The organism is Mycobacterium sp. 4D054 (genome assembly GCF_052245755.1).
Classification (GTDB): Bacteria; Actinomycetota; Actinomycetes; order Mycobacteriales; family Mycobacteriaceae; genus Mycobacterium.
In genome coordinates, this window is sequence record NZ_JBQQCF010000003.1 from 98,271 (window position 1) to 120,796 (window position 22,526).

18 protein-coding genes and 1 pseudogene are annotated in these 22,526 nt (G+C 67.6%); 7 read left to right on the forward strand and 12 right to left on the reverse strand.

Annotation, left to right across the window (positions count from 1 at the left end):
- Nucleotides 1-2: 2 nt before the first annotated feature.
- Nucleotides 3-734, reverse strand: a complete 732-nt coding sequence (locus ACTWP6_RS03555; RefSeq protein WP_443186832.1) for a hypothetical protein — start codon at nt 732-734, stop codon at nt 3-5.
- A 191-nt stretch (nt 735-925) separates the two neighbouring features.
- On the opposite strand from ACTWP6_RS03555, the pseudogene ACTWP6_RS03560 reads away from it, so the two are divergent.
- From ACTWP6_RS03560 to ACTWP6_RS03570, 3 genes and pseudogenes are all read left to right on the forward strand, one after another.
- Nucleotides 926-1,153 (forward strand): annotated as a pseudogene (locus tag ACTWP6_RS03560) (SDR family NAD(P)-dependent oxidoreductase); the annotation flags it as partial.
- 15 nt (nt 1,154-1,168) lie between these two features.
- Entirely contained in the window at nt 1,169-2,242 is a 1,074-nt protein-coding gene (locus ACTWP6_RS03565) for an NAD(P)H-dependent amine dehydrogenase family protein (protein ID WP_443186833.1), read from the forward strand.
- 61 nt (nt 2,243-2,303) lie between these two features.
- Nucleotides 2,304-2,711 carry a DUF2628 domain-containing protein gene (locus ACTWP6_RS03570; protein ID WP_443186834.1) on the forward strand — a complete coding sequence of 136 codons (408 nt, stop codon included), beginning with the start codon at nt 2,304-2,306 and terminating at the stop codon, nt 2,709-2,711.
- A gap of 9 nt (nt 2,712-2,720) precedes the next feature.
- On the opposite strand, the gene ACTWP6_RS03575 is transcribed toward ACTWP6_RS03570, so the two are convergent.
- The 11 genes from ACTWP6_RS03575 to ACTWP6_RS03625 form a co-directional block, all read right to left on the reverse strand.
- Nucleotides 2,721-3,929 carry a DUF1214 domain-containing protein gene (locus ACTWP6_RS03575; protein WP_443186835.1) on the reverse strand — a complete coding sequence of 403 codons (1,209 nt, stop codon included), beginning with the start codon at nt 3,927-3,929 and terminating at the stop codon, nt 2,721-2,723.
- Nucleotides 3,929-4,732: a sugar phosphate isomerase/epimerase family protein gene (locus ACTWP6_RS03580; RefSeq protein WP_443186836.1), complete on the reverse strand. Its 804-nt coding sequence runs from the start codon at nt 4,730-4,732 to the stop codon at nt 3,929-3,931. Before ACTWP6_RS03580 ends, ACTWP6_RS03575 begins: the two co-directional genes overlap by 1 nt.
- 10 nt (nt 4,733-4,742) lie before the next feature.
- The gene (locus tag ACTWP6_RS03585; RefSeq protein WP_443186837.1) at nt 4,743-5,912 is read right to left on the reverse strand and encodes a sulfotransferase family protein; all 1,170 of its coding nucleotides are present in this window, start codon (nt 5,910-5,912) and stop codon (nt 4,743-4,745) included.
- Nucleotides 5,909-6,988 (reverse strand): LLM class flavin-dependent oxidoreductase, encoded by a 1,080-nt coding sequence (locus tag ACTWP6_RS03590; protein ID WP_443186943.1) that lies wholly within the window; start codon nt 6,986-6,988, stop codon nt 5,909-5,911. The genes ACTWP6_RS03585 and ACTWP6_RS03590 overlap by 4 nt, the downstream gene beginning before the upstream one ends.
- Nucleotides 6,989-7,105: 117 nt before the next feature.
- Nucleotides 7,106-8,794 (reverse strand): putative bifunctional diguanylate cyclase/phosphodiesterase, encoded by a 1,689-nt coding sequence (locus ACTWP6_RS03595; RefSeq protein ID WP_443186838.1) that lies wholly within the window; start codon nt 8,792-8,794, stop codon nt 7,106-7,108.
- A gap of 174 nt (nt 8,795-8,968) precedes the next feature.
- Nucleotides 8,969-10,900 carry a peroxidase family protein gene (locus ACTWP6_RS03600; protein WP_443186839.1) on the reverse strand — a complete coding sequence of 644 codons (1,932 nt, stop codon included), beginning with the start codon at nt 10,898-10,900 and terminating at the stop codon, nt 8,969-8,971.
- 138 nt (nt 10,901-11,038) lie between these two features.
- Nucleotides 11,039-12,520 carry an acyl-CoA synthetase gene (locus ACTWP6_RS03605; protein ID WP_443186840.1) on the reverse strand — a complete coding sequence of 494 codons (1,482 nt, stop codon included), beginning with the start codon at nt 12,518-12,520 and terminating at the stop codon, nt 11,039-11,041.
- Entirely contained in the window at nt 12,517-13,302 is a 786-nt protein-coding gene (locus tag ACTWP6_RS03610) for an SDR family NAD(P)-dependent oxidoreductase (RefSeq protein WP_443186841.1), read from the reverse strand. The genes ACTWP6_RS03605 and ACTWP6_RS03610 overlap by 4 nt, the downstream gene beginning before the upstream one ends.
- Nucleotides 13,293-14,822 carry an AMP-binding protein gene (locus ACTWP6_RS03615; RefSeq protein WP_443186842.1) on the reverse strand — a complete coding sequence of 510 codons (1,530 nt, stop codon included), beginning with the start codon at nt 14,820-14,822 and terminating at the stop codon, nt 13,293-13,295. Before ACTWP6_RS03615 ends, ACTWP6_RS03610 begins: the two co-directional genes overlap by 10 nt.
- Nucleotides 14,819-15,610 carry a GntR family transcriptional regulator gene (locus ACTWP6_RS03620; RefSeq protein WP_443186843.1) on the reverse strand — a complete coding sequence of 264 codons (792 nt, stop codon included), beginning with the start codon at nt 15,608-15,610 and terminating at the stop codon, nt 14,819-14,821. Before ACTWP6_RS03620 ends, ACTWP6_RS03615 begins: the two co-directional genes overlap by 4 nt.
- A 92-nt stretch (nt 15,611-15,702) precedes the next feature.
- Nucleotides 15,703-17,283, reverse strand: coding sequence for an SMP-30/gluconolactonase/LRE family protein (locus tag ACTWP6_RS03625; protein WP_443186844.1), 1,581 nt, complete (start codon nt 17,281-17,283; stop codon nt 15,703-15,705).
- 139 nt (nt 17,284-17,422) lie between these two features.
- Between ACTWP6_RS03625 and ACTWP6_RS03630 the strand changes: the two genes are divergently transcribed.
- Genes ACTWP6_RS03630 through ACTWP6_RS03645 form a run of 4 tightly spaced genes read left to right on the forward strand, consistent with a single transcriptional unit; the run spans nt 17,423 to nt 22,499 of the window.
- Nucleotides 17,423-18,286 (forward strand): SDR family NAD(P)-dependent oxidoreductase, encoded by an 864-nt coding sequence (locus tag ACTWP6_RS03630; RefSeq protein WP_443186845.1) that lies wholly within the window; start codon nt 17,423-17,425, stop codon nt 18,284-18,286.
- A 10-nt stretch (nt 18,287-18,296) separates the two neighbouring features.
- The gene (locus tag ACTWP6_RS03635) at nt 18,297-19,709 is read left to right on the forward strand and encodes an aromatic ring-hydroxylating oxygenase subunit alpha (protein ID WP_443186846.1); all 1,413 of its coding nucleotides are present in this window, start codon (nt 18,297-18,299) and stop codon (nt 19,707-19,709) included.
- A 26-nt stretch (nt 19,710-19,735) separates the two neighbouring features.
- Nucleotides 19,736-21,583, forward strand: coding sequence for a flavin-containing monooxygenase (locus ACTWP6_RS03640; RefSeq protein ID WP_443186847.1), 1,848 nt, complete (start codon nt 19,736-19,738; stop codon nt 21,581-21,583).
- A complete protein-coding gene (locus ACTWP6_RS03645) occupies nt 21,576-22,499 on the forward strand; it encodes an SDR family NAD(P)-dependent oxidoreductase (RefSeq protein WP_443186848.1) in 924 nt (307 codons plus the stop codon). The genes ACTWP6_RS03640 and ACTWP6_RS03645 overlap by 8 nt, the downstream gene beginning before the upstream one ends.
- Nucleotides 22,500-22,526: the final 27 nt, after the last annotated feature.

Below are 22,526 nucleotides of genomic sequence, written 5' to 3' on the forward strand. Positions count from 1 at the left end.
AGTCAGTCCGAGAAGATCTCGCGGTTGACCGAATGCAGATACGGGATCGCCAAGAACGGTGTGATGTAGAAGATGTCGTAGAGCCACCAGCCGACGACGGGAAGGACGACACCGGCGAACCGCACGTCGGCGTACATCGTCATGTTGAACACGTAGAGACACCAGATCACGATGCCCATCCAGCAGGTGATGATCATCCACTGGTGCCCCCAGCGTTTCATCTGTAGAAAGCCGATGGCCGCGGCGATGCGCATGGTGAAGACGGTGAGGATCATGCCCACTTCCATCGCCTTCTCACCCGGGCCTGCGGCCCCGCCGAGCCAGAGTTCGTTGTAGTGCCAGAAGTAGCCGGCGTCGAACATCGCGCCCCAGCCGTTCAACAGGATTCGGGCCAGGATCGTGTGGTTGGCGACCAGGTCGAGCGCCCAGCCGACGGTGTTGATCGCGGCATCGATGATGACCAGGTAGCCGATGAGAGTGACCAGCATGGGGCGCACCGACAATCCGTTGCGCTGCGCCTTGCGCAGTAGCCACACCCCACGCAAAAACAAGGGGAGGCCGAAGATGCCCAGTGCTGCGGTGCCGATCAGCAGGCTGCCGGAGATGAGCCACTTGTCGGCCTGGCGCTGCGCGCGCTGGGATTCCGCCATGTGCTCGTCGAGCCCGCTCGCCGATGCCCGCCGCGGGGGATCGCTACTGCGACGACGGCCCAGGTTCAGCGCCGGCAGGTTCATGCTTGCTGACTATAGTCAGCGTCAAGATTGAGTCAATAGGCATTCTATTGGCGGCCGAGCAGACGCAAAATCGCGTAATTATGGCTGATAACGTGCGAGTTTGTGTCTGCTCGCGGAACTGGTTCACGCTATTTTGTTGACTTGGGTCAGTCGGTGTCGTTAGATGGGCTCACCTCGACGAGGAGGAACCCATGGGATCGTTCGCGACAGACGGTTTACAGGGAAGCCTTGACTTGTTACCCGGGTCGCTGGAGAAGATGAAAGAGGCGACGCCCTTGCATCGCCTGGGCGACGTCGAGGACCTCGGGAGGTTGTGCGTGTATCTGTCCACGCGCGACTGCTATGCCACCAACGCAATCTTCCACGTGGACGGCGGCATCGACTCGAACAATTCGCCGCTGCCCATCCCCGACTATTGAGTGGAGCGGTGTCGAGTGCGCAGAGTGGTTCAGTTCTCCACGGGCAATGTCGGGAGACACTCACTACGGGCGGTGATCGGACGTCCGGATCTGGAACTGGTCGGCGTGCACGCCGCCGGCCCGGCCAAGATCGGCCGCGACGCCGCGGAGCTGTGCGGAATGACGGAGCCCACGGGTGTGGTCGCGACTGACGACCTCGACGCGCTGATCGCGCTGTCACCGGACTGCGTGATCTACACCGCACTGGGGGAGACGCGCCCGATGGAGGCGATCGAGCAGATGTCGCGCTTCCTGGCCGCCGGGATCAATGTGGTCGGCACCTCGATGGTGTGGTTGGTGACGCCGCATCAGGCCGACCCCTGGCTACGGGATCCGCTGGAGCAGGCCTGCGCGGCCGGCAACGCGTCGCTGTATGTCAACGGCATCGACCCCGGCTACTCCGGAGACACCGCGGTGCATGCCGCGCTGAGCCTGGTCACCCGCGCCGAATCAGTGACGGTGCAGGAGATCTTCGACTACGGCAACTACGACGACTACGAATACACCGGCACCGCCATGGGTTTCGGCACCACGCCCGATGACGAGCTGCCGATGGCGTTCCAGCCCGGGGTCATCACCTCGATGTTCGGCGGGCTGGTGCGCAGCCTCGCCGGCCACCTCGGCGTCGAATTGGACGAGGTGCGTCAGCGGTACGAGCCCTGGTACACCCCGGAGCGGATCGAGTGCACGATGGTGACGGTCGAGCCGGGGCAGCTCGCGGGCGTACGGTTCGCCGCCGAAGGGGTTCGGGTCGGCGTGCCGCTGATCACCGTCGAGCACACCACCCGGTTGACACCGGCGGCCGCACCCGACTGGGAATATCCGCCGGAGGGGCTGAGCGGGGTGCACAAGGTCATCGTCGAGGGCGAGCCACGCGTCGAGGTGAGCACCCACCTGTCCCACCCGGTGCTCGACGTCACCGATGCCGGCTGCGTGTCGACGGCGGCCCGGGCGGTCAACGCGATCGACTGGGTGTGCCGCGCTCCGGCCGGCCTCGTCGCGGTCGAGGACATCCCGCCCACGGAGATGATCCGTGGCCTGATGTGGTGACCGCGGACCGTCGGGAGAATTTCTGCATGTAAGGACTCCGGCCGGACTTTAGGCTGGTTGGATGGTGGGCGGGTACGACGTCTGGCGTCTCTCGGAGACGTGGCGGATCCGCTTTGCCTATTTCGAGACCTACGGTCCGGTGGGATCCAGCCCCGAGGGTAAGCAGGCCTACCGCGCGCTGAGCCTGTGGGACAAGGCCCGCATCGCGACCAATCCGTTCGCGTTGCTGTTCGGACCGATCTACTTCTTCGTCAAAGGCATGTGGCGCAAGGGGTTGACGCTGTTGCTGCTGGCGGTGGCGCCGGCGGCGGTGATCGTCGTCGTCAGGCCGGGGGGCGTGGTCGAGTGGGTGCTCGCGCTGATCGTGCCGGTGCTGGCGATGATCGCCGCCAATTACGCCTATTTCCTCCATGTGGTCGAGCACAGCCGGTCGTGGAATCCGTGGGAGGGCAGTGTCGGACGCCGCTGAGGCGCCGCGTCACAGCCGGTGTCGGCGCCGGATACCGTCGAAGCGTTCGTGCAGCTGACGGGCCCGCTGGGACGGGGTGGTCCTGGCGGTGTCCGCGGGAAGCGCGCCGGCCAGCTCCGATCGTCCGACCAGCCGGGTTTCCAGCACCGCCGGTGCCCCGGCCAGCATGTGCCGGTAGGTAAGGTTCCCCCGCTCGAATCCCTGTGTGTCCAGCCAGTTGTGGACACCGGGATCGTCATGGGCCATCACGATGCGGAACCGGCCGTCGCCGTCCACCGCGGCACGGCTCGGGGTGTAGCTCACGGGGCGGTACAGGTAGTCCATGCTGGTGAAGAACACGCCCATGTTGGTCAGATTCCACAGGCCCTCGTGCGCGTCGAACTCGATGATCAACGCGTCGTCGGCGCCGAGCTCCCAGTACATGTTCGCCGCCGCGCGGCCGCGTCGGGCGTCGCCCTCGGAGGTCTGCAGGCCGGGAAACCGGTTCGGCCGGTCGGCGTCCACCCCGCCGTGGGTGAACGGGAACTCCGGCCAGTCGGACATCACCCCGCTGAGGAAGTCAGCCGCCCATTCGATCGCGGGTACCAGCTCGGCGACCGTCGGCACCGGCCGCGGGGACCGCATGCCGACCCGTTCGATGTGCAGTTCGGCCGGGCGTTCGTCCCACCCGTCGAAACCTTGACGGATGAACAGCTTCCGGGAGTCGCCGGTGGTGGGCAGCCAGTTCGGGCCCCGGCGCGGTCCGCCCACGTAGAGCACGAAATCACCGTCGGGCGTGGTGGTCAGCTGATCACCGGACAGGTTCGTCTCGGGAACGTCTCCGAACGGTTCGTGCAGTACGCCGGGTCCGGCCGGGCGAGCTCCCTGGACGGTGATGTTGAAAAACGGTGCCGTGCCGCGGTTCCCGCTGAGCCGGTAGACGTGGGAGCCGCCGATCCACGCCTGGTGATAGGCGAAGTCAGCGCAGTCACCGCCGAGCTTGCGCAGCGGAGTGCTGAACGCGTGCACGACCGGGTACCGCGGATCGGCGGTCTCCAGCGCTAGGTCAAAAGCCTGACCCAGGTTCTGGGTCAACGCGCGCATCGCGTCGGCGCGCTGGACGCTGGTTGCGGCGTTGTAATCCTTGAACACCTGATCGCCGGCGCTGCGCAGCCGGTCGCAGAACGATGTCCACGCCGCGCGCAGCGCCGCGTCGTCGGGTCCGTCACCGAACGCCATCAGGCCCCGGCCCGGGTGAGCATGTCCGAAACCACCGTGCAGGCCCGGCGGGCGGCGGCCTCGCGGCCTTCCCGGTCGATGCGCGGACCGATCAGCTCGAGGTCGAAACCGTGGGAGTAGCCGGCGCCGATCACCTGAGAGATCAGTGGTTGGAGGGGGATCGCGCCGTCGCCCGGTACCGCGCGCGCGGGCAGCGCCCGATCGCCCAGCACGTAGTCGCTCAGCTGTATCAGGCACACGCGGGGTAGGGCGCGCTGCACGAGGGTGGGCAGATCGGCTTCGGCCCAGCAGTGGAAGACGTCGAGGCAGATACCGAGGTCGCCCATCTGGGCGAGCGTGCTGGTGTCGCGCAACGAGTGGGCGATGTGGATGTCGGCGTACAGGCTCGACGCGTTCTCGATCGCCACCTCGACGCCCGCCTCGCGGGCCCGCGCCCGGGACGGGGCCACGGCCGCGCAGAACGCTTCGGCGGCATCGCGCCAGTTCAACGGTCCACGGCCGCCGGTGAGGAGGTAGATCATGCGGGCGTCGACTGCGGCCGCAGCGTCCACGACACGGTCGAGCGCGTCACGGGCGCCGCGGACGTCGGCCGGTGCGACCGGGATCCGGCCTTCGCCGAATAGGTGGTAGACGGCATGGGTGCGGTAACCGTGCCTGGCCGTAAGGGTGGGCAGCTCCGGGTCCAGCAGTTGAGTGTCGGTGAGGCTCAACGTTTTCAGGTCCAGACGCTGCCAGCACTCATGAAGTTCGGACAGCGGCGCGCCGTGGAATGTGACGCTGTGAACCGAGACGCGTTCGTGCACGGTCGAATCCTCAGTCCCGTCGTTCGATCTCGGCGCCGAACCGCTCCCGGTACGGCCGGAACTCCTCGTGCAGCGCCTCGAGGTCCTCGTCGATGTCGGTCAGCACCGAGGTGGAGTAGCGGAACTTGCCGTGGCGGTCGCCCGGGTTGTGGGCCAGATAGTCGCGCATCGCGGTCTCGGCGTCGGCGGTCAGCTCGCGACCGCAGAACGCGTAATAGCGGGCGACGGTGCCGACCTGGTCGGCGACGAAGTCGGTGTAACGCACGTGCTGGATGCGAGGGTCGTCGACGAGCGGATGGCTCATGGTATTGGCGATGCTGGCCCGGGTGAGCTCCAGATGCATTGCGGCCGCCGCCTTCAGGTCGACCGGTCCGACGATGCCTTCGAGGATGTCGGCCATCATCATCGTGCGCGACGCCGCGACCTGGACGGGGTCACGGTGTAGCCACAGCAGCGACGCGTCAGGGTAGGCGGCGAAGAACTCGGTGAGTCGGAACCCGTGAAAACCCTTGCACACCCAGTATTTCGGTGGCCGGCGGTACTGGCACTGCTGCAGCATCGCTTTGTGGATGCGGTACTGCGCCGCCGCGTTGGTGGGCAGTCCGCCGACCACCGTCTGCATCGGCACCCGCCACCACGCGGTCGGCGTCATCACCCGGAAGTCGAATGCCCAGGTGCGTTCGTCCTCGGGCAGTCCCGCGCCGAGCATGTCGTTGTACGGATGGCTGTGCAGCCACTTCGGCATCGTGGCGTTGATCTCGCGCCAGTCGGCGTCGGCGCGGGCAGGCCGCGGATCGTCGGCTACGGCGAGTCCCGGTGGCGGTGAGGGATACATCACCTCCCAGAACCGCAGGGCGCGGGCGTCCGGGTCGACTGAGAGCAGCGCGTGCATCAGCGTGGTACCCGAACGCGGTTCGCCGGTCACGAACATGGGCCGGTCGATGATCTCCGCGTCGATCGGGTATTGCGTCCGGTCGGCGAAGAACTCCAGCCGGGTGGTCAGCAGCCAGTGGCACACCTCGGCGGCCCGGGCGGTCCCGTCGGCGTCCATGCCGACCCCGTTGAGCAGGTCGACGGCTGCTGCGAACCTTTGCGGCAGCGTCGGATCGCCGTAGTCGTGCAGACCGGTGGCGATCTCGGCCTGCCGCAGCAGCCGGGCCGCGTCGAGTGTGGCGATCACGCTGTGACTCCGCAGAGTCGCAGCAGTTCGTCCTCGGCGGCCCTGACCCTGTCGGCAGATGTTGCGGCATAACGTAATCCGCCCATCGCGCCGTAGTCCATGATCTTGGGCACACGCAGTCCGGCGTCGACGAACTCCTTCACTCGCCGGGCCACCTGCTGCGGGGTGCCATGCGGGACCACGGCCAGAATCGCCTCGGGTTCCACCCGGCCGAGGAAGTCGACGATGCGTTCGCGGGTCATGGTGGCGGGGTCGATGTCGTGAAAGCCGTGCCAGTCGTCGCCCATCGGATGCGCATACCCGAACGCGCGCAGGGTCTGGGCCGGCACCTGCAGCAGAAATGCTCTCACCAGCGGCGCTTCCAGAATCTCGGCCAGCATGGCGTCGTCATCGGCGATCAGGCACACCTGGATGTAGCACGGGGTGACGGCCATCGGGTCGCGCCCGGCCCGCTCGGCTGCGCTGCGCACCTCGGCCAGCATGCCCGCGTAGTGATCGGGGGTCCAAGCGCCGGCGGGCCACCAGCCGTCGGCGTACCGGCCGACGATGTCGAGTATCCGGGGACCGCTTGCGCCGATCCAGATCTGGGGGAAGCGCCCGTCGTACGTTTCGGTGTCCAATCGCGCACCGCGCAAGCGAAAGTACCGTCCGGTGAAATCGACGGGCCCGTCGGACTCCCACAGCAATCGGATGACGTGCAGTGCCTCTTCGAACCGGCTCACCGGCCGGGCGAAATCGAACCCGTACGGCACGATGTTCTCGGCCTCGCCGCTGCCCAGGCCGAGGATGAACCGTCCGCGGGAGAGGTGGTCGATGGTCAGCGCGGACTGGGCGAGCGAGGCCGGGTGGCGGCGGACGGTGTCGACGACCGAGGTGGCCAGCGGGGTGCGCTCGGTCAGCACCGCGGCAGCCGCCGCGACCGCCATCCCGTCGAGGTGACGGTGCGGGGACGGCGATGTGGTCGCGAGATCGGTGAACTCGGGTGTCCAGATGGAATCGGGCCAGAAGCTGACCATGTGGTCGGGCAGCCAGATCGAGTGGTAGCGGCCGCTGTCGAGCCGGTCCAGCACCGACATGTCCAGAGGCAGCGTGGTGCGCAGGAACGCCGCCGGCTGCACCGTTGCACTGCTGGGCACTCGCTCAGCATAGGGTGCTGCGGGTGCGGTGCGGCGGTGATTGCGCGATTCGACCCGTCAGCGCGCCGCGCGTGCGATAGCGGCGACCAGATCTTCCCGCGCCTGTGGTCGCCCGAAGTAATAGCCCTGCGCCAACGGGCATCCCATGGTCCGAAGTAGGTCGGCCTGATGCCGGGTCTCCACGCCCTCGGCGATGATCGGCAGATCGAGCGCATCGGCGAGGCTGGCGACAGCCTGGAGCAGCGGCGGCGGAGAGGGTGCCGACGTGATCGACGCGATGAAGGACGCGTCGAGCTTGAGCAGGTCGGTGGGCAGTTTCTGCAGCCTGCTCAGCGACGAGTAGCCGGTGCCGAAATCGTCGATGGCGATCCGGATCCCGTGCCGCCTGAGCTCACGCAGCGCGTTGATCGACGACGGCCGGTCGACATCGAGCACACTCTCGGTGACCTCCAGCACCAGCTGCTCGGCGGGCCAGCCCGTCTCGGCGAGCGTCTCGGCGACCCGTGCCACGTACCCCGGCTCGACCAGCTCGAGGCCGGACACGTTCACGCTCAGCGCCAGTCGCAGACCGGACCGCTGCTGCATCCAGCGCGCGTCCAGACACGCGCGGCGAAGCACATACAGGTCGAGGACGCCGATCAGGCCGTTGTCCTCGGCCACCCGGACGACCTCGCCGGCGTTCAGTTCGGATCCGAGCGCCGGCCACCACCGCAACAACGCCTCGACACCCACGACGGTGTCGTCGTCGATCAGCCGGACGACGGGTTGGTAGTGGACGTCGATGGTCTGTGCGGCCAGCGCGTCGTTGAGTTGCAGGGCGAGCGGGGGCAGCCTCGAGGATTCGAGCATCGTGCGGTTACGCCCGATCGAACGCGCCCGGCGCAGCGCCGCGTCGGCACGTTCGATGACCGGGGAGGCTGATTCCCCGTGCTCCCAAGCGCTGACGCCCGCCGAGAATTCGCGCGAGCATCCTGCGCGCAGCAGCTCGGTCAGCTCGAACGCGTCCTGCTCGGTCATCGCCGGAAGCAGCAACGCGAACTCGTTGTCCCCGCGCCGGGCGAAGACCTGGCCGCGGCCCAGCATGCCGCGCCACGAGTCGATGAGCTGGTGGATCAGCGCGTCACCGGCGCGGTCGCCGAACTCTTCGTGCAGCGCGGTGTGCGCGTCGACGGACATCAGGACGATCGCAGGTCCGTGCCCGGTGACGAGGGCGCGGTTGATCTCGGCGTTCACAGCCCGGTCGAACCCGCGGCGATTGGGCAGACCGGTGACCTCGTCCAGTTCGGCCTTCGACACGATGCGCCCGAGGATCGCGATCAGGGTCCCGATCGCGGCGGCGGTGACGGAGGTGACCACCCCCGTCCACCAGGGCACCGTCGGAGCGATGGCCAGTGCGGTCAGACAGCAGGCGATCGCCACCGCGAGGTACACCACGGCGGTGGGCCAGGCGACGAAGAAGGCCGCACAGGCGACGAACACGTACAGGGTTGCGAACGACACCGCGACGGGGCCCGTCGAGCCGGTGACGGACACGGTGATCAGTGCGATCGCGGTCAGCACGAGCAGATGGAACTGTCGCACGCTCAGGCGCCGCCCGATCAGCAGGACGCAGATCCCGACGAACACAGCGACGGCGGCGTTGCGAAACTGCACCTCGGTGCTGCGGAAGTGGTCCGGCGCCACGGTTGTGACGAGCGCGACGAGCAGGCCGCCCACCAGGAAGCACGCGCCCGCCGTGCGGGCCATCAGAGTTGGTGTTGCGACGCCCGGCCACATTCGCGCGCGACTTACGGCGGCCCGACCGGCCCGCACCCACCCCACGCCGACATCCTAGCCCGGCAAACCCCTTCTCCCCGGGCTTCCGGCGCGAACCCGGATTGACGCAAACGTCAATCCGCAGGCGTGACGACGTGGTGGACGTCACTGACCGGGCAGTTGAAGCACCTGGCCGGCGACGATCACGTTCGGGTTGGTGATCACGGCGCCGTTCATGGCGAAGATGTCTGGCCACCGTTCCGCGTCGCCGAGATGCGTCTTGGCGAGTCCGGACAGCGTGTCGCCGGGTTTGACGATGAGGAAGCGCAGCTGTGGAGCGGGAGGCGGCCCGCTCGGAAGGATCAGGCGCATCCCCGGGAAGATCTGATCGAACCTGCGGACGACGGTGCGGTTGGCGGCGAAGATCTCCGGCCAGCGGGCGCCGTCGCCCAGGTGCTGCTCGGCGATGTCGAACAAGGTGTCCCCGGGCGCGACGACATAGATGTGCGCCGGTGGCGGGGTGTCCAGCACACCGGCGAAGCGCAGCAGATCGGCGAGCTCGAACCTGGCGGGCTGAGCCGACGGCAGCGAGGCCTGCCATCCGGGAACGCGCAGGATCGAGTCCTCGCTGCGGCGCACCAGGCCGATGATGACCTCGGCGACGATCGTGCTGCCGACGGGCCCGAGGCGTTCGCCTCCGGCACAGATCTGTGCCTCGGCCAGCACGTAGTACCACAGCGGTGTGCGCTCCAGGAAGCCGCCGGCAGTGAGCACATCGCGCTGTGCCCGGCCGGCGGCGTGGTCGCGGAGTTCGGCCGGCGTGAGCTTGCGCACCCCGAGCAGCTCCGCCACCGCCTGCCCGGTGGGCATGCGCAGCCGGTAGCCGCGGAGCAGATTGCGCACCGACAGCATGGCGGCCAGATCGACCTCGGGCGCACCGTCAACCTGCCGCAGCCGGAACAGCGCGCGGTTGAGCGCCGACAAACGGGTGTCGAACAGGCGGGCCTTACCGCCCGTACCCGGGTCACCGATGATGTTCTGCCACTCGATGATCCAATTCTCCGGCAGCGTGTCGAAATCCCCGAGTTGGCCGGACAGAGCGGTGAACGTGAACAGCAGATCCAGGCCGGCCGGTATCCGGCCCTCACCCGGGGTGAGGTTGAAATTCAGATTGAAATCGTAGTCGGCGCGAACCATGGTGTGGCCGAATCGGTATGCCGCAACGCTGAATTCGAGGGGCAGGAAGAACGGCTCGGACAGCGCGTCATACCAGCGGTTGCCATTGGTGACGATGTCGTCGACGACCGCGGTGTCGGCGATCCTGGGAAGGAAGTCGTGGACGACGATGTGCTGGTAGTGCTGGCGCAGGATCCGCCGGGCCTGGTGAAAGTCGTGCCCTTCGTGGACGAGCCGGTTGTGCGCCTTGAGGAACGCGACCTGCAACTGCGAGATGATCGTGTTCTCGTCGTTGCGGGGGTCTCCGATGAGCGCGGCGCGGTCGTGCTCGGCGTCGGCGCTGCGTCCCTCCCGCGGCACGTCGTTGTCGTCACTCTTGCCGGGTGGACGGCGGAACGGGATGCGCGTGTCGTCCTGGACCTCACTGACCCGGCCGAGCAGAAGTCTGTCGGGGTCGGTCGGGTGGTGGGGAATCGGTTGTGTGCCGGTCCCGTAGACGCTGTCGAGATCCAGTGTCGCGGTGCGTCGGTTCCTGATCAGCGTGCGCGCCTGCGCCGCGGTGAGCGGCCGCATATCGTCGTCGAGGATGTCGCCGAAGCGGTCGTCGCCGGCCGCCGCGCCGTCGGCGACCTCCAGGGTGATGTCGTGGTCGACGAACTGCCCGAAGTAGGTGTACGCGGCGGGAATCGAGGAGTTGGCCACGTCGTTGCCGCTGTCGTCGACCATCGTCTTACCCAGGCTCCGCAGGTCCGCGATGATCGTGGCGGTGTCCGGGAGCAGAGCGCTCGGATCCGACTGCAGGTCCGAGAACAGATAGTCGAAATTGCCGAGGTCCGGTTCGGCGCCGGGCAGCAGGGAGTGGGCGGCGTCGGCCTGGTCGGTGTCGGTGTCGGCGTCGGTGACGACCTTGCCGTGCGACATTCTGGGCATTGTGCAGACTCCTCCGGGTGGGCGATACGTCGAGCCCCACACTCATGCCCCCGGCCGGTGGCGGCGAGCGTAGTCCTCTACGCGATCTCGGCGCGACGCCCCGCGTTCGCTCACGTAGCCGGCGCGGGCTCAGCCCACGCGGGCCCGCAATTCGCGCTTGAGTACCTTGCCGTAACTGTTCTTCGGCAGCTCGTCGACGAATTCGTAGCGCTTCGGCCGTTTGAACCGCGCGATGCGTTCGAGCAGGTGGGCATCCAGCTCGGCCGCCGAGACGTCGCCGACGACGAACGCGACGACCACCTCGCCCCACTCCTCGTCCGGGGCGCCCACCACCCCGGCCTCGACGACGGCGGGGTGTTCCAGCAAGACCTCTTCGATCTCGCGCGGATAGATGTTGCTGCCACCGCTGATCACGACGTCCTTGGACCGGTCCCGCAACGTCAGGAAACCGTGCTCGTCGAATGAACCCATGTCCCCGGTGCGCAGCCAACCGCCCTGAAGAGTTGACGCTGTGGCCTCGGGGTTCTCCCAGTAGCCCGACATCACCACGTCTCCGCGGCACACGATCTCGCCGATCTCGTCGGCGTCCGCGCGCTCGCCGTCCGGTCCCAGCACCGCGACGTCGACCCCTGAGCGCGCGTACCCGACGGAGCCGAGCACGGCGTCGGAGGCCCATCCGTCACCGGCGACGTGGTCGCGCCGGCGCAGTCCGGTGATCGTCATCGGCGCCTCGCCCTGTCCGTACAGCTGCACGAAGACGGGGCCGAACGCCGCCATCGCCTTCTTCAGGCTGTCGATGTACATGGGTCCGCCGCCGTAGACGAGGGTCTTCAGGTTCGCCGGGCGCGCGCGTCCGGTCTGCACCAGCCGGGCCACCATGGTCGGCGCCAGGAACGCACTGCAGCCCGGATGCTGCTCGCACAGGTCGAGGAATTCGTCGGGGTCGAACCCGCCCGAGGCGGGCACCACCTGGCGCGCTCCCCGAGAAACATACGGCGGCACATACAGACCCGAACCGTGGGACATCGGGGCGCCGTGGATCAGGCTGCAGTTCTGGTCGGGGGAGTCGAAGTCCGCCAGATGTGACACGGTCATCGCCATCAGATTGCGGTGCGACAGCATCGCGCCCTTCGAGCGCCCCGTGGTGCCGCTGGTGTAGAACAACCACGCCAACTGGGCTGGGTCGGTGTGCCGCGGCGGTGCCAGCACCGCACCGGTGCAACGGCTCTCGTATTCGGGCGAGTCGATCGTCTCCAGTCGGGTAGATGTCACCGGTGCGAGTTGGGCGCCGATCTTGGCCGATACGAAGGCCAGGGCCGCGCCGGAGTCGGTGAGAATCTGCTCCATCTCGCGGGGGTGGAGCTTGTAGTTGAGCGGGACGAACACGCATTCGGCCGCCCAGATCGCGAACATCAACTCGATGATGCGGGGGTTGTTCTCGCCGGCCACCGCGACGCGGGCACCGGGACCGAGGTCACGAAGCGAGTTGGCGAGCCGTAAGGCTCTGTCCCGCAGCGACGCCCAGGTTTCGATCTGGCGCTCACCGTGGTACACCGCGCCGCGGTCGCCGTGACGTGCCGCGGTCTGGTCGAGCAGGGCGAACAGGTTCATGACGGAGAACCGTCCGGAACCCACCGGGCGTTGAGTGCGAAGTCGGACAGGTACTTGGTCGAACTCCAGCCGCCGTCGACCACGATCGTCTGTCCGTTGATGAAGCTGCCGCCCTCCGAGCACAGAAACGCCACGGTGGCGGCGACGTCCTCGACCCGGCCGAGTCGCTGATGAGGGGTCATCTCGGTGTTGATCTTGCGGAAGCGCTCGTCCTCCAGCCTGGTCGCCACCATCGGCGTCAACGTGACGCCGGGCGCGACGGCGTTGCACCGGATTCCCTGTGCGCCGTACTGGCAGGCGATATGAGTGGTCAGCGCCGTCAAACCGCCCTTGGCGGCCGAGTACGCACCGCCGCGCAGGCCGCCCACCACGGCGAACGTCGACGTCACGTTGATGATCGCCGAGCCGGGTTGCATGTGCCCGATCACGTCGCGGGCCAGCCGGAACGGGGCCCGCAGCATGATGCCGAGAAACCGGTCCAAGGTTTCGTCGTCGGTCTCGTGCAGCGGCTTCGGACTGCCGATCCCGGCGTTGTTGACCAGGAAATCGATTCGGCCCCAACGCTCCAGCGCCGCGGACACGATACGCTGCGGCGCGTCGTCCTCGGTCAGGTCAACCGCCAGCGTCGCGATCCGGCCCGGTTCCGGGGCGGTCTTCTCCAGGTCGGCGAGCCGTCCCCGGTCGCGTCCGGTGCCCAGCACCGCCATCCCGTGCTCGGCAAGGGTTGTCGCACAACTGAACCCGATACCGCTGCTGGCGCCGGTGACGATCGCTACCTGCATGTCGATGACTCCTTCGCCAGGTCGGCTCTGATCATGTGCTTGAGCACCTTGCCCGCATCGTTCTTCGGTAGCGCGTCGACGAGCACCACCTCCTCGGGCACCTTGAACTTCGCGACACCCCGGGCGATGAGGAACTCGTACAAGTCTGTGACGTCGGGCCCCGACAGCCCGTCAGCGACGATCACCGCACAGGCTCGCTCTCCGGTCCGCGCGTCGGGGACACCGACGACCGCGATCTCCGCGATGCGGGGATGGGTGACGAGGATGTCCTCGACCTCCTTGGGCGAGATGTTCTCGCCGTTGCGGATGATGATGTCCTTGGCCCTGCCGGTGACCACCAGATGACCGTCGTCGGTGAGGCGGCCCAGATCGCCGGTGCGGAAATAGCCGTCGTCGTCGAAGCAGTCGCGGGTGTCCTCGGCGTGCAGATATCCGGTCAGCATCTGCGGGCCGCGCGCCCGGATCTCACCGTCGACCAGCCTGATGCTGGCGATGCCCGGCCGGCCGTCGGTATCGGCGGCCCGGTCGACGTCGTCGAGCGATCCCACCGTGGTCACCGGCACTTCGGTGGACCCGTACACCCGGCTCACCGCGGCGTCGGCGAAATAGGCGGCTGCGCGGCGGATCAGCGACGGCGGCACCGACGCACCGCCGCAGATGAACACCTTCAGATCCGGAAGCCTGGTGTCGGCGCGCTCGGCGGCGGCCAACAAACCGTGCAGGAACGGCGTCGCGCCGGCCATGTGGGTGCACCGGTGTTCGAGCATGAGCGCCACCGCGGCATCGGGATCCCACCGTTGCATCAGCACCGCCTGCGTACCGAGCAGCAGAGGGCACTCGAACGCGTAGATCGAGCCGCCGATGTGGGCGATCGGCGACGGCACCAGGAACGTGTCGCCTGGTGCGATGCGCCAGTAGCTGCCCAGCTGTGAGATCAGTGCCGCGATCGACTCGTGGCTGTGCAGTACACCTTTCGGGCGGCCGGTGGTGCCGGAGGTGTACATGATCATCCGGGTGGCGGCCGGGTCCGGCTCCGGCAGTGTCGGCTGTCCTCCCATGGCCGGCTCGGTCGGCTCTGCCAACAGGTCGGTGAGCGACAGCCGTCCCGCCTCCCCGCGGACCACCACAACCTCCGGCGGCGACGGCAGGCCGGCGACCACACGAGCGAGCATCGCGGCGTAGTCATGCTCCCCGAAGGACTGCGGGATGAAGATCGCGCGGCTGTCGGAGTCGGCGAGGATGAACGACAGCTCCCGGTCGCGCAGCGACGGCAGGATCGGGTTGACGACCATGCCGGCCAGCGTGGCACCGAGGTAGATGATCGCGGCCTCATGCCAATTGGGCACCGTGAACGACACCACGCTGCCCGCCGGCATACGACGGCGCAGGGCGTGCGCCAATGCCGTTGCCTTCTCCGACAACTCGGCACACGTCAGCGACGTCGTGTCGTCCCGCACCAGGATCCGGTCCGGGGTGTCGCGAGCGGCGGCGCGCAGCGCGTCGGACAGCGTGCCACTCACCGTGCGTCCCGACTCAGGTCCGATCGTGCGTCCCGACTCAGGTCTGATCGTGCGTCCCGCACGCGGCGCATCGTCATCGCGTGCCGGAACCTCGACGACGGATGCGTGTTCACGGTGACCTGAGCGATCTCGCCGTCGGAGGTCGTGTAGCTGCGCTGCATCTGCAGCGCGGCAGTACCGGGCTCGGCCTGCAACCGGGCGGCGAGGTCGATGTCGAGCACCACTGCCGAGATCTCCTGGTGCACCTCGACGATGCTGACACCGAACAGGTCCTCAAGGAGTGGGAAGATCGGCCCGGTATGACGGTGCAGCAGCCTGCCCACCGCGGCGAAACTGCGGTTGATGAAGTACTCGGTCCGGCAGATCGGCGCGGTCTGGTCGTCGGCGCGGCGAAACCCGGTGACCGCCAGCCACTGCGACCCCGGCGCCAGTCCGGTTCGGGAGGCCAGCGCGTCGTCGACGGTGACCATCGCGTTGGTCTCGATGGCGAAGCGCGCGCCCTGGGCGAAGGCCAGCAGGTCGTCGATCGACACCACATCCTGGGCGTACGAGTTCGTGCTGGGGCGGGGAACCACCAGAGTGCCGGCGCGGGGCCGGGACTCGACGAGATTGTCGTCCCGCAGCCGGCGCAGCGCCTCACGGATGGTGTAGCGGCTGACGGCGAAGCGCTCGCACAGTTCGTGTTCGGTGGGCAGTTGCGAACCCACCGGGAAGACGCCGTCGACGATTTCCTTGCGCAGTGTGCGCGCCACCTGCAGGTAGCGGTGATCACCGGCGGTGGCGGTCATATCGGCTCCTCGCGCAAGCGCTCGTCGGTCATATCGGCTCCTCGCGCAAGCGCTCGTCGGTCATATCGGCTCCTCGCGCAAGCGCTCGTCGGTCATAACCGGGCAATCGCCAGCACGCTGCCATCGCCGTCAGCCGACACGTACAGCGTGCCGTCGGGCCCGGACGTCACCCCGGCGAACGGTCCCTGCGGACCGGAGAACGGCGGCATGCCTTTGAGCGGTTTGGGTTCGACTCCCGGCGGTGGGCCGACGGCGAGCCCCGCGGCCACCGTGGTACGGGCTTTGGTGGACAGGTCGAACTCGACGAGCTCCTTGGCGCCGGCGTCCACGATGTAGAGCCTGCCGTTGCACACGTGGATCCCCTGTGGACGTTGTAGGCCGTCGACGACTATGTCGACGCCACCGGAGCCGACGCGCACGATCCGGCCGGCGCCCGACTCGGCCACCAACGGCGCACCGTCGGGGTCGGTGGCCACACCGACGGGTTCCCGTAGTCCGGTTGCCAGCGTCTCGGTGCCGCCTGCGCGCACGGCCAGCACCCGTCCGGTGCCGAGTTCGGCGACCACGATCGTGCCGTCGGTGGCTACGTCGATGCCGTAGAGCTGATCGAACTCCGTGGCCAGGAAGTCGGTTTCGCCGTCAGTGGGGCGGTAACGGGCCACCTGACCGCCGGAGGTGGTGACGACGAACTCGCCCGCGCCGACGGCGGTGACCCCGCGCAGGAACCCGGGATAACCGGCAGAGAACAGCATCCCGACGGTATGGAGCGATCCGTCGGGGCTCACCTGATAGAAGTACGTGCCGTCGGCGACGTAAAGGCGTCCGTCGGCCACTGTCAGGTCCAGCGGCCAGTTCAGGCCGCCGGGCAACAGCGTCGAAGTCCGCCCGTCGGAGTGGATCTCGGTGATCTCCCCGGTGAAGTTCGACACGAACAGCCGCTCACCGACCAGAGTCAGGTTGTCCAGGCCCGGATTCAGCTGCGCAAGAACAGTTCTCTCCCCGCTACGGGGATCGATGCGCAGCACCTGGCCACTGGCCACCTGGGTCGACACGATGAAGCCGTCGGAATCGAATTTCACCGCATCGGGCACCCCGAGGTCCGCGGCCACCCGCTGCGGCTCGCCCCCGTCGGGTTCTACCCGCCAGATCTCGTTGGCCGTCATCAGCGGGTAGTACAGCAGTCCGTCGGGTCCCACCTCCATCGCGTTGGGCGAGGGAAGGTTGTCCAGCAGGACGCGGGGAGCGCCGCCGTCGAGCGGCAGTTCCATCAGCCGGCCGCCGTCGCGGCATTCGCCGATGAACAACCGGCCGCGGTGCACCGTGATCCCGTTCGCGCAGGGCAGGTCGTCGCGCAGCACCCGCGACCGGCCGGTGGTGTCCCGGGCCGAGACCCGGCCGTCCATCACCTCGGTCGCGAACAGGGTGCCGTCGTCGCCGAACGCGACGTCGTCGGGGGCGATGATGTCCCCGCCCTTCGGGCTGACAGTCTCAAGCCGCCCCGACTCGAGGTCCAGCGCGCTGATCTGACTTCCCGTCACCTGGGCCACGTAGACCCGGCCGTCGGGGCCGGTGCGCAGGCCGTTCGCGCCGTACAGACGGCTGGGCGCGGTCAGCCTACGGACCTGCCATCCTGCGGCGGTCCACGGTTCGGGCGCGGCGTACCGGGCATTCATGCGATCGGACGTTAGCAAGCGCTGCTAGTCCAGACAATAGGCGCGTAACCGCCGCAATCTCGGCCTTGACGCTCACATAATCCCTGCGGAATAGTGTTCTGCAATATGCAGAGCACCATTATTTGTCCGGACAATTGACGTGACGGGAACCGTTCGCCCAGGTATCCGGCTCAGCCTCGACGGCCGGGTCGTCGTCGTCTCCGGCGCCGGCGGCGGGGGCATCGGCACCACCGTCACCCGGCTGGCCGCCGAGGCGGGCGCCACGGTCGTCGCGGTCAGCCGTTCCTCGGCCAACCTCGACGAACACGTCGCACCGCTCGCCCAGCAGGGGCTGGCCGTCGTCCCGGTATCCGCCGACGCGTCCACCGATGACGGCATCGCGACCGTGCTCGACACGGTGCGTCGCACCGACGGCCGCCTCTACGGTCTGGTGAACATCGCCGGCGGTGCGGCACCGTCGACGTGGATGCCGTCGACCCGCGTCAGCCGTGACGACTGGCGCGCCCTGTTCGCCGCGAACCTCGAGACCACGTTCTTCATGAGTCAGGCCATCAGTAGCGAGTTGCGCGGCCAGGGCAATCCGGGGTCGATCGTGTCCGTGTCGTCGATCAGCGGCATGAACACCGCGCCGTTTCACATCGCCTATGGAACGGCCAAAGCGGCGATCGTCGCGATGACCCGGACCATGGCCGTCGAGCTCGCGCTCGATGGCATCCGCGTGAACGCGGTGGCGCCCGGGGTCACCGAGACAGCGGCGTCGCGCATGTACGTCGACGAGGATCCCGAACGCGACCGCACCGCGATCGCGATGGGGCGCCGCGGCACCCCGGAGGAGCAGGCCGGCGCGATCCTGTTTCTGCTGTCCGACCTGTCGAGCTACATCACCGGGCAGACGCTGCTCGTCGACGGCGGGCTGAACCTCAAGTGGAGCCACCTCGGTGCCGACAACACGTCGCTGTTCCTCAAGGACGAATCCTTCCGACAAGCCATCAGCCGGCCCTGAAAGGAAGAGCATGACCCACACCGAATCCGATCTCGACGCCGCGACCGAGGTCGACGGCGATCCGGACGACTCGACCGGCCAGATCGCCGAGGACCTGTCGGAGCCGACCACCATCCCGGTCGAGGCCTACATCTCCGAGGAATATGCGCGCGCCGAACGCGACAAGCTGTGGCGCAAGGTGTGGCAGCAGGTGGGCCGCGTCGAAGAGATCCCCGAAGTCGGCAGCTACCTGACCTACGACATCCTCGACGACTCGATCATCGTGGTTCGCACCGGTGAGACCACCTTTGCCGCCCACCACAACGTCTGTATGCACCGCGGACGACGGCTCGTCGACACACCGGACGGCGCGAAGAACGCGGTCGGCCGTGCCCGCAAGTCGTTCGTCTGCGGATTCCACGGCTGGACATACGGTTTGGACGGCACGTGCACGCACATCCGGGAACAGGACGACTGGAAGGGTGTGCTCACCCCGCGCAACACCCACCTGGCGCCGGTGCAGGTGGACACCTGGGGCGGCTGGCTGTTCATCAACATGGACCCCGACTGCGAGCCGCTGGCCGACTACCTGTTCCCGGCGTCGAAGATCCTCGAACCGTTCGGTCTGGAGAACATGCGCTACAAGTGGCGCAAATGGCTGTACTTCGACTGCAACTGGAAGGTCGCGATGGAGGCCTTCAACGAGACCTACCACGTGTTCACCACCCACCCGGAGTTCAACAGGTTCGGCGAATTCAAGGGCTGGGCCAAAGCCCAGGGCAAGCACAGCAACATCGGCTACGACGCACCTAAGGGCATGGACGAGACCAAGTCCAAGATCCGTCTCGGCACCGGTGATCCGCGCATCTCGACCGCCGAGATGCAGGTCTACACCATGGAAGAGACCAACGCGACCACCACGCAGACACTGGTCAACGCCGCCAAGCGGCTGGTCGACGAACTGCCCGAAGGCACCCCCGCCGACCAGGTGCTGCAACACTGGCTGGCCTCAGCGCGGCGCGACGACGAGGCCCGCGGCGTCATCTGGCCGACGATCCCGCCGGACATCCTCGGCCAGAGCGGCACGGCGTGGCAGGTTTTCCCGAACTTCCAGGTCGGGCAGGGCCTGACGAGCGCGCTGTGCTATTCGGCCCGCCCCGATCCGAGCTATGACCCGAACAAGTGCATTTTCGAGGTGGCGGTGTTCGAGCTGTACCCGAAAGGCGAAGAACCCGAGACGGAATGGGCGTACACGCCGAAGGACTCACCGAACTGGCTGTCGGTGTTGCCGCAGGACTTCTCCAACATGGCGGCGGTGCAGCAGGGCATGAAGTCGGCCGGTTTCCCCGGCACGTTACCCAACCCGTACCGCGAACGCAGCACCGTCAACCTGCACCACCAACTGTCCAAGTACATGGGAACGGGCGAACCCCGCGAGATCTAGCGATTCCGGCGTCAGAAGGAGGAACTGTGCAGACCTGCGGGCCGACCGCCACACCGACCGACATCGACATCCCGGCACTGAGGGAGAAGTACGCTCAGGAGCGGGCCAAGCGGCTGCGCCCCGAGGGCGCCTCGCAATACCTGGAACTCGAAGGCGATCTCGCCGAGTTCTACGAGGTGGACCCCTACACGACGGTGGTCGAGCGTGACCCGGTCGCCGAGGACGTCGAGGTCGTGATCCTCGGCGGCGGGTTCTCCGGGTTGCTCGCCGGGGCGTACCTGCGAAAAGCCGGGGTGACCGGAATCCGCGTTGTCGAGATGGCCGGTGACTTCGGCGGCGTGTGGTACTGGAACCGCTTCCCCGGCATCCAGTGCGACAACGACGCGTACTGCTACATCCCGCTGCTCGAGGAACTCGGCTTCATGCCGAGCAAGAAGTTCGCCGACGGGGCCGAGATCTTCGGGCACTGCCGCAACATCGGAAAGCACTTCGGACTCTACGACGGGGCGCTGTTCTCCACCCAGGTGCGCGAACTGGTGTGGGACGACGAACTGCAGCGCTGGCGGATCAGCACCGACCGCGGCGACGACATCCGGGCCCGGTTCGTGGTCATGGCGCAGGGCTCCTACAACCGCCCGAAGCTGCCCGGCATCCCCGGCATCAAGGACTACCGGAACGCCGGCGGGCACGTGTTCCACTCCGCCCGCTGGGATTACGACTACACCGGCGGTGACGCCGACGGCGGCCTGCACAAGCTGGCCGACAAGCGCGTCGCACTGGTCGGCACCGGCGCGACCGGAGTCCAGCTGGTACCCCATCTCGGCCGGGATGCCGAGCGGCTGTTCGTTTTTCAGCGGACACCGTCGTCGGTGGACGAGCGGGTCAACACCCCTACCGATCCGGCGTGGGCGGCCTCGCTGCAGCCGGGCTGGCAGGAGGAGCGCAAACGGAACTTCCACAACTGGTCGCCGTTCGTCGGGGTCGTGTTCGGCGAGCCCGACCTGGTGTGCGACTTCTGGACCGAACTCGGCCGCAATCTGACCGCGCGCATCGCGAGCAGCCCTGACCCCACCGCGGTGACGATCGAACAGATCATGGCGTTCCGCGAGGAGGAGGACTACAAGATCATGGAGCGGCTGCGGCGCCGCGTCGCAGCCCTCGTCGAGGACCCCGCCACGGCAGAAGCCCTCAAGCCGTACTACCGGTTCATGTGCAAGCGGCCGTGTTCGAGCGAGCAGTATCTGTCCACCTTCAACAGGCCCAACGTGACGTTGGTGGATGTGTCGGAATCGAAAGGCGTGGAGAGGCTGACCGAGAAGGGGATCGTCGCCAACGGTGTCGAGTACGAGGTCGACTGCGTCATCTTCGCCAGCGGCTTCGAGATCTCGACCGAGATCAGCCGCCGGTACGCGGTCGACCGCATCGTGGGCCGGGACGGGCTCTCCCTCTTCGACCATTGGCACGACAGCTACAAGACGCTGCACGGGATGACGAGCCGCGGTTTCCCGAATCAGTTCTTCATGGGCTTCATCCAGGGCGGCGTATCGGCGAACACCACGGCGATGTTCGAGCAGCAGGCCGAACACATCGCCTACATCATCGCCGAGGCGCAGGGCCGTGGTGCGACGACCGTCGAGCCCTCCCAGGAGGGCCAGGACACCTGGGTGGCGACCGTCCGGGAGCTGGCCATCGACAACTCGGCATTCGAATTATCCTGCACGCCAGGCTATTACAACAACGAGGGCCGCGGCGGCGCGGAGAACAACGGCGCGTTCCTCGGCGACTTCTACTCGCCGGGTTTCTATGCGTTCGGCGACCTGATCGCCGATTGGCGGGCGACGGGCGCCCTCGAAGGTCTCGAGCTCCGTGGCTGACCTGCGGTTCGACGGCCGTGTCGCCGTGGTCACCGGTGCCGGCCGCGGGCTGGGGCGCGCGTATGCGCTGATGCTGGCGACCCGCGGCGCCAAGGTGGTGGTCAACGATCCCGGCGGTGCCCTCGACGGTGAGGGCACCGACACCGGTCCGGCCCAGGCCGTCGTGGACGAGATCGCCTCCGCCGGGGGCGAAGCCGTCGCCAGCACCGGCAGTGTCGCCACCCCGGACGGGGGACAGGCCATCATCGCTACGGCGCAGGAGCGCTTCGGCGGCGTCGACATCCTGGTTCACAACGCCGGCATCGTGCGTCGTGCACCGCTGGCGGAGATGACCTACGACGACTTCGAAGCCGTGCTCGACGTGCACCTGCGCGGCGCCTTTCACGTGGTGCGTCCCGCGTTCCCGGCGATGTGCGACGCCGGCTACGGCCGCATCGTGCTGACGTCGTCGATCGGTGGGCTCTACGGCAACCACGAGGTCGCGAATTATGCCGTGGCCAAGGCGGGCGTGATCGGGCTGTCCAACGTCGCAGCGATGGAGGGAGCGGCCCACAACGTGACCAGCAATGTCATCGTGCCCGCCGCGGTGACCCGGATGGCCGCCGGCATCGACACCTCGGCGTACCCCCCGATGGGGCCGGAACTCGTCGCGCCCGTCGTCGGCTACCTGGCCCACGAAAGCTGTTCGGTCACCGGGGAGATGTTCATCGCGCTGGCCGGCCGCGTCGCCACCGCGGCCGTCACCGAATCCGTTGGCGTGTACCGGCCGTCGTGGACCATTGCCGACGTCGCCGAGAACCTCGATGCGATCCGGGACCGGTCGGCGCCGCTTACGTTCCCGGTGGTTCCGGACGGCCACAGCGACCACATCCGGTACAGCTTCGCGATGGCCAGCCAGAGCGGATCACGGCGATGAGCGCTTGCGCGAAGAGCAGACTACAAA